Source organism: Alkanindiges illinoisensis (assembly GCF_004377485.1).
Classification (GTDB): Bacteria; Pseudomonadota; Gammaproteobacteria; order Pseudomonadales; family Moraxellaceae; genus Alkanindiges; species Alkanindiges illinoisensis_A.
Genome location: NZ_SNTY01000040.1, coordinates 1 through 11,261 on the forward strand (window position 1 = coordinate 1; position 11,261 = coordinate 11,261).

General features: G+C 48.1%; 9 protein-coding genes and 2 pseudogenes. 3 read left to right on the top strand and 8 right to left on the bottom strand.

Annotated features, from left to right (window positions below; all coding sequences use genetic code 11):
* Positions 1-280 precede the first annotated feature (280 nt).
* Positions 281-1,462 carry a TIR domain-containing protein gene (locus tag E2B99_RS09975; RefSeq protein WP_166739033.1) on the top strand — a complete coding sequence of 394 codons (1,182 nt, stop codon included), beginning with the start codon at positions 281-283 and terminating at the stop codon, positions 1,460-1,462.
* 23 nt (positions 1,463-1,485) lie between these two features.
* On the opposite strand, the gene E2B99_RS09980 is transcribed toward E2B99_RS09975, so the two are convergent.
* From E2B99_RS09980 to E2B99_RS10015, 8 genes are all read right to left on the bottom strand, one after another.
* On the bottom strand, positions 1,486-1,932 hold the full coding sequence (locus E2B99_RS09980) for a PaaI family thioesterase (protein WP_026472012.1): 447 nt from the start codon (positions 1,930-1,932) through the stop codon (positions 1,486-1,488).
* A gap of 1 nt (position 1,933) precedes the next feature.
* A complete protein-coding gene (locus E2B99_RS09985; RefSeq protein WP_026472013.1) occupies positions 1,934-2,395 on the bottom strand; it encodes a PaaI family thioesterase in 462 nt (153 codons plus the stop codon).
* Positions 2,396-2,450: 55 nt separating this feature from the next.
* On the bottom strand, positions 2,451-3,419 hold the full coding sequence (locus E2B99_RS09990) for a BtrH N-terminal domain-containing protein (RefSeq protein ID WP_026472014.1): 969 nt from the start codon (positions 3,417-3,419) through the stop codon (positions 2,451-2,453).
* Entirely contained in the window at positions 3,416-4,054 is a 639-nt protein-coding gene (locus E2B99_RS09995; protein ID WP_240687801.1) for a TetR/AcrR family transcriptional regulator, read from the bottom strand. Before E2B99_RS09995 ends, E2B99_RS09990 begins: the two co-directional genes overlap by 4 nt.
* Before the next feature lie 67 nt (positions 4,055-4,121).
* Entirely contained in the window at positions 4,122-4,991 is an 870-nt protein-coding gene (locus E2B99_RS10000; protein ID WP_026472016.1) for a metal-dependent hydrolase, read from the bottom strand.
* A gap of 238 nt (positions 4,992-5,229) precedes the next feature.
* Positions 5,230-6,441: an iron-containing alcohol dehydrogenase gene (locus tag E2B99_RS10005; RefSeq protein WP_026472017.1), complete on the bottom strand. Its 1,212-nt coding sequence runs from the start codon at positions 6,439-6,441 to the stop codon at positions 5,230-5,232.
* A 105-nt stretch (positions 6,442-6,546) separates the two neighbouring features.
* Positions 6,547-7,743 (bottom strand): ferritin-like domain-containing protein, encoded by a 1,197-nt coding sequence (locus E2B99_RS10010; protein ID WP_051526886.1) that lies wholly within the window; start codon positions 7,741-7,743, stop codon positions 6,547-6,549.
* A complete protein-coding gene (locus E2B99_RS10015; protein WP_166739034.1) occupies positions 7,740-8,969 on the bottom strand; it encodes a ferredoxin--NADP reductase in 1,230 nt (409 codons plus the stop codon). Before E2B99_RS10015 ends, E2B99_RS10010 begins: the two co-directional genes overlap by 4 nt.
* 489 nt (positions 8,970-9,458) lie before the next feature.
* On the opposite strand from E2B99_RS10015, the pseudogene E2B99_RS10020 reads away from it, so the two are divergent.
* Positions 9,459-9,788, top strand: a pseudogene (locus E2B99_RS10020) (DUF4331 family protein); the annotation flags it as partial.
* Positions 9,766-10,941: pseudogene (locus E2B99_RS10025) on the top strand (ISNCY family transposase); the annotation flags it as partial. The pseudogenes E2B99_RS10020 and E2B99_RS10025, both read left to right, overlap by 23 nt.
* Positions 10,942-11,261: the final 320 nt, after the last annotated feature.

Here is an 11,261-nt window from a genome sequence, read left to right on the forward strand (position 1 = left end):
CTGATACCGATGAGCCCACCTGCATACTCAAGGCAACACACTGGGCTTTTTGTTCGGCAGTATAGCGACGGCGACGCTGGTTGAATGTGATAACTTCGATATGACTCATAAGACACTCCTTAATCCTGGCTTTAGCGCTAGGGCTTAACTAAAGGTGTCCGTTTTAATTGGGGGCTATTACATGGAGCAAGATGTTGATCCTAATATGAAAGCAACAATAGACGCCCGTTTTAAGTAACGTCAAATAGAGTCAGTTTAAATTTTAGGGAGTATTTTTAAAGTGCAGACACCTAAGTTATTTATTTCCTATAGTTGGTCATCACCTGATCATGAAGAGTGGGTAGATAAACTGGCCCAGGAGTTAGTCAGTGTTGGGGTTGATGTCACGCTCGATAAATGGGAACTAAGAGAAGGCCATGATATTTATGCCTTTATGGAACAGATAGAACGAGATTCTGCTACCACTAAAGTCATTATGATTTGTGACTGGAAATACAAGGAAAGGGCAGATAGCCGTGAAAAAGGCGTCGGTGTTGAAACTCAGATTATTTCAAGACAAGTTTATGAGTCTACAAATCAAACAAAATATGTGGCAGTCTTAAGTGAGTTAGATGATCAAGGCCAGCCTTTTCTGCCAATCTACTATAAAGGCAGAATATATATAGATTTGAGCAATGAGGAAACCTATAGTGAAAATTTTAAACAATTGGTTCACTGGGTCTATGATAAACCTTTAAAGGTAAAGCCCCCTCTAGGCAAGCCACCAGCTTATATACTGGAAGAAAATCCCACAGTGTTAGGTACTGAGGTTGCTGCCCGGCGCTGTAAAGATGCAATAAAGACTGGCAAGCCCTATGCATCAGGTGCACTAAGTGAATATTTTCAAACCTTATATCAAAACCTGGAACGGTTCTGGATACAGGACATTGAACTCAAGGAAGGGAAAACACGAGAAGAGATCATATTCAATCATATTGAAGAGTTTTTACCTTACCGGGATGAAGCCCTTAGCGTCTTTGAAGTCATGGCCATTTATGGAAATTCTCAAGAAAATGCCCAAGTACTTTATAAGTTTTTTGAGAATTTGACTCACTATTTTGTACCCAGAAAACCGGAAGGTGGCACATATAGTTATACGGATTTGGACTTTGATTTTTATAAATTTATCACTTATGAACTGGTTCTATATGCAATCGCAATTTTTATAAATCATGAAAAGTTTGAGGCGGCTTCAGTAATTTTAAATCATCGTTACTATGTTGAAACAACCAATTCCGGTGGGCGTAAAGTAGCTTTAAATATTGCCGCATTAAACCAGTTTGCGGATTCATTGGGCAAGTATTATCAGTTAAATGATGGCCCAAGATATCATTCCCCAACGGGAGCACTAATTAAAACACGTTTGAACACACAGATTGCTAGTATTGATTTAAATTTAGCAGCATATCAGCACAAATCTTAATGTTCCCAAGGATAGCAGACGAGCTAGATGTTGCTTTTATTGTCTTTGCGGCCAACCGTAAACAGAAAACGGCCGATGCAAACCAGCTTGTCATCAAGCAGTAACTGAACGGATACTGTGGTAATGCGCCGGCCAGCACGAACAATGCTGGGTATGGCCTGCAAAGTTCCCTTAAACGCTGGCCGCAGGTAATCAAAGGTCATTGTCGAGCATAAGGGAAGCGTAGCATCGCCGCGCTGACGGGCCAGATAGGCTGCTGCAGCCACTTCACCAAAGCTTGCAAGAATGCCACCATGAAAGGTTCCAATCATGGGATTGCCGATATGCGAATCACGGAAATCCATAAAGTAGCGTGTTTCTCCATTTTGCAGTTCTTCGCGAAAACCCAGAAACTCGACAAACGGCTCGTCATACAGGCTCAGGGCCGCGGTGCCGGGTGTATCGGCGCTGTTGTGCTTTACAATACTCATATCAGTGGTCTCGCACTTCATTGTCAAAGGCAGGCCCCATTGTGCCAATAGCAAAAGAGCCAGCCGCTGTTGCCAGCAGTTCGCCACTTTCTTCTGCAAACGCACGGCCGGTAATAAAGGCAACTGTATCTGTCCTGCCGATGCAATCCACTACAGCCTTTAAACCCATTGCCGCGGGAATGCTACGTAGAAAATCGACACGCAAATCAATGGTGGCAATTGGTTCCAAAGAGCGCAATGATGAAAAAATAGACAAGCCGCACGTGGTATCAAGCAGTGTTACCAGGGCTCCCCGGTGCAGCGCACCCTTACGGTCCGCCAGTTGTTCAGAGAAGGGCATGCTCATTTCGGCATGACCATTGCTCACGGCGCCGACATTAATATTGAACATATTGAACAACGCATGATTCGTCCCAAAAAACGCTTTAGCCATCGTAAGATGTGTCGCGTTATTACCGTCCATTGTTGACTCCCGCCATTTCTGACTAATTGAATTACAAAAAAATTAACGGCACGTTTCAGAGTGCAAGGGCGGCATCTACATAATTGCGCTCTGTCTGCATGACCGCAAAAATTGCCGCTTCAATGGCAGCATGCGGAAAGTCCGGGCTTTCAGAAGCCGATTTCAGGCACATGGCTAAAGCAGTCCATGTTTTTTCACAAGCCCGCATTAACAACGGCAACTGCTGCTGCTGTACACCGGCGTTATAGTGAATCGCCTCATCAAGGAACTCGGCATACATTTTCCGGAACCCGCCGCCACCTGTTCCACGCTTCTCGATGACCTGATAGGCAAAGCGGGTGGTCCAGTGCCAGTCACCTGTGCTGCCCCAGCGCCCAAGGTCATCTAGCCAGGTTTGCAGGGCCGATAGACCCCCTGTGGCTAATGAGCTGGCATTGTCACGGATGACCTGGGTGATTATCTCGGGCGTAATGTGCCCTTGAAATGCGTTCGGGGTGAACATGTTGCCATGATGAATAAACGGCGGCTGCGTAGAAAATCGCGCGCGCGTGAGAGCCTGTTCGCTCACGGACAGCACATCAGGGCGCTCAGTGTCAGTAACCAGAATCTCGCCCGTCTCTGGGTTTTTCGACCAGGCCGCAATGGCGTGACCGGGAAAGTGAGTGGTGCTGTTAAAGTAAGGCAGGTAAAAAATATCTGTCAGCAGCAGGGTGGGGCGTCCCGCATCCAGGCAGTTGCCAAGCGCTACGGCTGCCAACTCGGGGGAATCGAAAGTTTGCCATTCAAAAGGTATGCCCAGGCTTTGAAATACGCGTGCTTCAAATCCCAGGGAACGCACATGCACTAAAAATGGCACAGGGGCATCCGCCGCTAGCTCCAGGTAAGTCACCCCAAGCCCTGAACCTAATCCAAGGCACATGGCCTCAGAAATAGTCAGCCCATTAAATTCAAGCAGGTCACGAATTGCAGAGCTGCCACAATGTCTCCCGATGGCATGGGTAATTTGAACATCCCGTTTCTTCACAGGTTTTTTGCCTCGTCGTGAAAATCCATATTAAGTATGCCTCTTGTCATCATTTGCCATATGGCATCAGCGATTTGTTCAAGATTGTACTTTCCATTGTACTTATACCAGGTGGCCGCCCAATTGATGGCGCCTAGGCCAATAAGCCTTAACAGATCCACATCCACATCCTTACGGATAAAACCCTGAGTCTTCAGCTCATTTAGGATGGCGTGCCAATATTGTTCGTATCGGTCTCGTTCGGCGATCATCTGCTCACGTGCGGCACCATGGAGCGAGCGCCACTCAAACAAAAGCACATATACCATATCATCACCAGACATGAGTACATTAAGATGGGCGTGCAGTGCCGATTTCATTTTTTTTAGAGGATCCTGGATCATTGAGGTTGCTTCAATGATCCCGTGGATAGTTCTTTCAATGGCCAGCTGCATCATATCAACCAGAATATCATCCTTACTGCGATAGCGATAATGAAGGCTGCCGGGAAGAATGCCGCAAGCCCTTGCAATTTCTCGGACGCTTGCACGCTCAAAACCCTTTTCCCGGAACAGCCTGGCAGAGGCAGCGAGCACTCTTTCGCGGTCTGTAACCTCGACTCGAGCAGATTCTCGACTTAACACGGCTTCACTCATACTATGGTATCAGACCAATATAATACTCGATTTAGTCGTGTAAAATCTTCCAGCACTTCTGCTTATTTTATGCTGCCGCCGCAATTGGAATGTTAAAAACAATTCGCGAAGCTTCCATGGGGTCCTGATGCTTGTCATATTCTGCCAGCCAGGCACTGACTTTTTCCGGGATACCTGTATCAGCAGGGTGGAAGCCCGGTTTAAACCAGTCCAGATAGCGTGGAATAAGTCTGGTAATCAGGCCACGTGGCCCATACAGCCGATAAAACCCTTTGGCAAGCACTAAGGGCTGACCTTGCATTTTATCAACCTTTAGCATATGCCAAAGCACCGAGCCCACAACGGCATGCACTAGCACAGTGCCTACAATCAGGGCGGACGTGCGTATGAAATAGCCACCACCTGCTGCTTTTTCATACACATCAAAGGCCACCGCCTTGTGTTCGACTTCTTCTACACCGTGCCACATGTACATGGCGCGCATGGCGGGATGGGCGTTCTTGAACATCTCACCTTCATCGTCCATAAAGCCTTCGCCCAGTGTGGCGGTAATGTGTTCAAAGGCAGCTGTCATGGCCAGCTGATACTTGGCAGGCAGGTGTTTCTGGAATACCTGAATAAAAAGCTTTAATCGGGATATGACTTTTTCGACATGAATGCCCTGCGCCTGCATCACAGCATTATACTGGTCATGCACGATACCGTGTTGGGCTTCCTGACGGAAAAAGTTTTTGATATCTGCTCTGAGCGTGGGATCGGTGACCTGATTTTCATAGTTGCGTACCGACTGAATAAAAAACCGCTCGCCATCGGGGAAGTGAATAGAAAGCGCGTCAAAGAAACGCGTCAAAACAGGATCGCCATCGTTCCAGAAAACGGGAACGTCACTTAAGGCAAACCGCGGCTTGCGCGGCTGAATAGTCATTAGATGCGTCATGGTAAAGGTCTCCTTTAAAGCGATTAAACGGACGTAGACCTGCTATCAGCTTTGCCCTCAGGGGCGAGACAGGTCATGAGTTACCGTCTGAACCAAAGTCAGACTGACTGCTCGGTCAAGTTCAAATTAGCACTATATTGGTCAATTGACCAAATGTCAAACCCGCCTTCGTCAGCACTGCGTTATAAATCTGTACAGGAACTCTGGCTGATGCAGAGTGCAGGCGATATGAGTTGTGTTAACGGCCGGTCAGTGCACCCAGAAGATTTTTTGCTTCGGAATGGCTCATGTATTTCGGCACGGCATAGGTGCCATGCGCCTCGGCAAATGCAGCATTTGCCATGGCTTCAAAGTCGCTGCTGTTCATGCCGGGAATACGCGTATCAATGTTTAACTCAACAAGCAGTGCCTTGACATGGGCGATAAGGGCGTCAGTTGCTTTTGCATCACTAACGCTGGCCTCAGCGAGGCCAGTCTGCCGGGCCAAAGCTGCCAGGCGCTGGCGTGATGCCTTGCGGTTAAACTCAAGGATATGCGGCATCACAATTGCATTTGCGCGGCCATGGGGGATGCCATAGTAGGCGCCGAGCTGGTGTGCAATGGCATGAATATAGCCAAGACCTGCCTGATTTAGCGCCAGACCTGCATAATGGGAGGCCAGGGCCATGGCTTCGCGTGCATTCAGGTTGTTGCCATCACGCCAGGCCAGTGGCAGGTTTTCAAAAATCAGGCGAATTGCTGCACCCGCGTAATAGTCACTTTCTGGCGAAGCAAATTCACTGACCCAGGCCTCCAGTGCATGGGTTAAGGCATCAAGGCCGGTATCGGCCGTCACGGAACGTGGCATGCCCTGCATGATTTTTGGATCCAGCGCAGCAGCAAGCGGCACCAGCTTCGGGTCAATGACCAATCCTTTCTGGTGGGACTGGTTGTCAGAAAGTACTGCGCCGATACTGACTTCCGATCCCGTTCCTGCGGTGGTGGGTATGACAAACAAGGGTAGTGAGCGCTTGCTGCCCTTGAATATGCCAATCAGTTCTTGTGGGGTTTTTTTGTTGGTGGCTGCCAGGGCAATGACCTTGGCTGCATCAATCGATGAGCCGCCACCGACGGCCAGCACACTGTCGCAATGAGACGACTGTAGTACTGACAGCCCGTCTTCAACCACACGAATGGTAGGGTCAGGGCTAACCCCGGAAAACACCGAGGTCTGGATACCATGCTGTTTGAGCGCCTTCTCCAGCGGCTGGATCAAACCCAAGTCATACAGGATTTGATCAGTAACAATCAGCACATGACTGACCCCGAGATGGGAGATGGTTGAGCACAGCCTGAGTGCCGAATCGGGGCCGACCAGGACAAGAGGACGCGGGACAGGCACAATGCGGATAACCAGTTTAAGCGCAGCCAGCTGTGCTTTTGCCTTTAGGATAGTGGTCAGGATTGCCATGAAATTTTCCAGTCAGTGGTTTACGTGTATTTAAGTGTTTGGATGAAAATGCCCCGAGTTGCTAATCAGCTCAAATCAGGGCTGTTGCTTTAGCAGAAGCACAAACTACGCTGCTTCGTGATCCAGTTCTTGCACCATTTGCTCGCCACTCACTTCCGGCGCGGCCTGACCGGAAAAGTAAATGCCCAGGCCTGCTTTTTCATAGTGCGGGCGAATGCGGTCAGACAGCAGGCCAATTTCCCGGATATTTGGCACCAGCCGGGTAAACATGGTTTTGCGGAAACGCTGCATGCCTGGTGAGTTCATGATCAGTTGGCGCCATTGATCCCTGCTCACGCTGGTTCCGTCAAACCATTCTTCATAGACTTCATAAGCCATAAACCGGTTACGCATCAGAAGTGCCACTTCATAGGCCCAGTCTTCGCGCTCATTCCGTTCTGATTTGGAGATGCCGTAATTGATGTGTTCTTTGAGTGCCAGCACCCCGTAATGAACGTGCCGCGCTTCATCCTGAATCACGTATTTTAGCAATTCCTTGAGCAACGGTTCTTTGGTGCTTTGATACAAAAAGCCAAAGGCGCCCAGTGCCAATCCCTCAACCATGATCTGCATGCCAAGAAATTTCAGGTCCCAGCGCGAATCTGTCATCAAGGCATCGATAATGACAAACAGGTTGTCGTTGATGTGATACATTTTGCCCAGTTTTTCAGTTAGATAGCGATGGAAAACCTCGACATGACGGCCTTCATCCATAACCTGAGTGGAACCATAGAGCTTTCCATCAAAAAAGCTTACAGATTCGGTCACCTGTGCGGCAGCCAGCAAGGCGCCCTGCTCACCATGCAGAAACTGGGACAGCATCCAGCTGGACATGGAGTGCACCATGCGTGGCTGGTCCTTGCTGTCCAGCCTGATGCCCAGTGCTGTGGCAGCATTCAGGTCAATAAGGTCCAGGGGAGCGATGGGCAGGTCGGGATTTAATGGATCCACCGGGGTATGCCAGGGTAAATCAGAACCATTCCACTGGCCGCGTTTGGCGCGCTCATAAAGCGCATGCATTTCAGGATGGTCATGCGGGTAGGCCCAGTTGAAATGTGCGGCATGGGCTGCCGGCATGTCGGTGGTATCACTACGCTTGCCCACACTAAAAAGCAGCCCACGCACGGCAGAGGGCGCTATGGCGCGCATGACACTAGGGCTTTTCATCGATGCAAAAATGTCGGCGGCTTCCATAAGGCCATCGACACGGTTTTTGAGGTGGCCAGGTAAAATGTTTCGAATGCTATCAAGGGGAGTGTTCATGAGATGTCTCCGGTGGGGGTGATAGGGCTTGGGGGGTCAACTTCAAACGTAACGGCAGTCAAGGGCCGGCTGATGCACGCCAATGCGTAATGGGCCTTGCGTTCCTCCGGCATCAGACAATTCGGTTCATCCATGTCAACTTCGCCGTTAAGAATTTTCACGCGACAGCGCCCACAGCCACCCATGGTGCAGGAAAAAACCATCTCGGCAGACAGGGATAAACCCGTTTCCAGCAACGTTTCGTCTGGCTTTGCGGTCCCTTGCCATGTTTTCCCATTTGCCAGAATGGTCAGGCTCTGGTTTTTATAGTGCTGCGCGCTCTGGTGCACGGGGGCTGGGGTAAAGCGTTCCTGATGAATGTTTTTTACCGGCATACCGTTTGCTAGCAGCGCTGCACGCACGCCTTCCATCATTGCTTCAGGGCCACACATGTATAAAGCAAGCTTATCCTGTGAAACGTCAATATTAAGTTTTTTCAAATAGAGGGGAAAAGTTTCAGCATCAAGGCGGCCGTGGCCCCCCTGCCAGCCTTCTGACGGATTTTTCAGCACATGCAGCACCCTGAAGCGGCCTGCATAGGTTTTTTGCAAGGCTTCGAGTTCATCAAAGAAAATAATATCGTCCAGACAGCGATTGCCATACAGCAACTGAATGCTGCTTTCAGGCTCGATTGCCAGTATGCTTTTGGCAATCGACATGAGTGGGGTAATGCCACTGCCACTGCCAACCAGCAGCAATTGACGCGCCTTGCTGGCATCCGGCTGCACAATAAAGGTTCCGGACGGACCAAGCACACGCAACACGTCCCCTTCAGCAATGTGCTGATTGATCCATCCTGAAACCAGCCCGTCCTGGATGCGCTTGACGGTAATGCTTGCAGTTTGCTGTTCCAGGCTTGAGCTGGAAATTGAGTAGGCACGCCTATATTCCCTGCCATCAATAGTCACAATGACCGTAAAGAACATCCCGGGAATAAACCGGATGGCCTGCTCATCCAGGCGTGTGAGCACCAGACTGACGGTATTGGTCGTTTCATGGATAACATGCAGCACCTTCATGCTGACCGGATGCATGAGTGCCAAAGAAGTCGCTGCTGCAGAAACAGGAGGGGCAATCTCGTAAGAACGAAACGGTTTCCTGGCGGCTGGCTTGGTCGGACTTGTGCTATTGACCACAATTTTGATGAGATCGCTGCCAAGCTGAGTCAGTCTGTGGAATAGGGACACGTCTGCATGCTCCTTGATCAAAAATTCCGGATTAGCACCTGCTTGCATGGCCAATAATTCAGCACTGATTTGGCCGCATGACCAATAATTTAGCACCAATTTGGCCGTGTGGCCAATATTTTAGTAATAATTTGGTCGCAAGGCCAAAACCTGACTGCTCTAACCGCTGCAATATGGCGTGTACTATCTGAAGAGGGCATATAACGCCAGACACGGCGCAATTCAACAAGTTGTTTTTATTTGATTTACTGCATGTTTTGCTTAAAATAGCCGCTTAGCCAGAAAATCCACAATTGCTAAAAAATGATAAAAAATTGCAGAAATAATGAATTTTTTGAATCCAGAACAGTTGTGCTGTCGTAAATAACTTAAGCACTGCTTGAGTAACAGCATTGCTGCGTCGTGCAATGAGTCAAAACAAAATTAAACAGATATTTAAGGAACGCAGGTATGAAACGTCAGCTTATCAGTATTGCGGTAGCCACATTAATGGCCAGCAGTAGTTTGCCGGTGCAGGCATCCAGCCACCGTGAGGCTCCTAGCATTACCAGAACCCCAAAAGTGGATGCAACCGATTTTTATATGTTTAACAGTTATGAGGCGGGCCGCGGTGACTATGTTACCTTGATTGCCAATTACCAGCCGCTTCAGGACGCTTTTGCCGGGCCCAATTATTATGCGTTGGATCCCAATGCACTGTATGAGATTCATGTAGACAATAATGGTGATGCCAGGGAAGACATTACGTTTCAGTTCAAGTTTGAACAAACCCTTAAGGATTTAAAAGTGCCTGTGGGTAGCCCATGCCGGTCGTGGCCAAATCAGCAATTCTAAACTTCCTGAAGAACTCAGACTCAAGTGCCTAAATATTGTTTCTGACCAACTCCATGGTTTCGGACCCACTTTAGCGCATGAAAAGCTCACCACCGTACATGGATTCGATCTTTCAGTAGAAACCCTGCGTTCTTGGATGATTGCAGCTGATTTATGGATTCCTCGCGCCAAGCGTCTGAAACGCCCGTATCAGCCTCGTTACAACCGGGACTGTTATGGTGAACTGATCCAAATTGATGGCTCACACCATGACTGGTTTGAAGGACGCGCTGCTAAATGCTGTCTGCTGGTGTTTATCGATGATGCTACAGGAAAATTGCAGCATTTACGCTTCTGTGAGTCAGAATCAACCTTTGACTATATGATTTCAACACGTTTATATGTCGAACAGCACGGTAAGCCTTTAGCGTTTTACAGCGACAAACATTCAGTCTTTAGAGTGAATCAAAGCAGCAAGAAAGACACCAAGATTACCCAGTTTGGACGTGTACTCAGCACCCTGAATATCGATATCATCTTCGCTAATTCACCGCAGGCCAAAGGCCGTGTGGAACGGGCCAACAGAACCCTTCAGGACCGTCTGATCAAGGAGATGCGCCTGAAAGGCATCTGTTCGATTGAGCAAGCTAATGTCTGGCTACCCTGCTTCATTGAGCAGTTCAATCAGAAGTTCGCCAAGATGGCTTTTAATCCTAAGAATCTACATCGGACTGTCACTGAAACAGCCGAAGAATTAGATGATATTTTTACCTGGCGTGAACCTCGCAGAGTCACGAATAGCCTGACGATTACTTATGATAAATGCGTCTATCTGCTGGAAAATACAGAAGAAAACCAGAGTCTCATGGGTAAATACATTGAATTTCTAGAATACCCAGACGGTACGGTCGCCATTGAATATCAGGGAAGAAAAATCAATTACAGCATCTTCGATAAATTAAGTCAGCTGAACCAGCGAGAGATTGTTGAGAATAAACGTTTGAGTTCAGTCTTGGCCCATATCCAGCAACAGCATGAAGAACTGGAACAGCAAAACAAACGAAGTCGTTCTCAATCTATGCCACGTAGACGAGCACAGAAAACAGCAATTCAACAACGAAATCTGAATCCTGTGCTTGACTTGGAAATGTCTGTATAGGACATTTCTATTTGGTTATTAGGTAGGACATTTCTACTTGGGAATAACATAATAATGTCGTATAACACTAATTATGTTAAATAAGGTGTGGAACAGCTTTGATCCCAGAGGTACTATAATTACATTTGGCTAATTTGGTGTATAGCCCTACTCATGCCAAATGCATAAACATATAAAGTCATTAGTCCCGTTGGGCTTTGTTGCACAAACCTATATGTAAAGGCTTATCTAGCAATATAATTCTCAAATGAATAAGCCCGCACCTAAAACCTATCGCACAACCAATTGGTCTTCTTACAACCGAGCTTTGGTGAATCGAG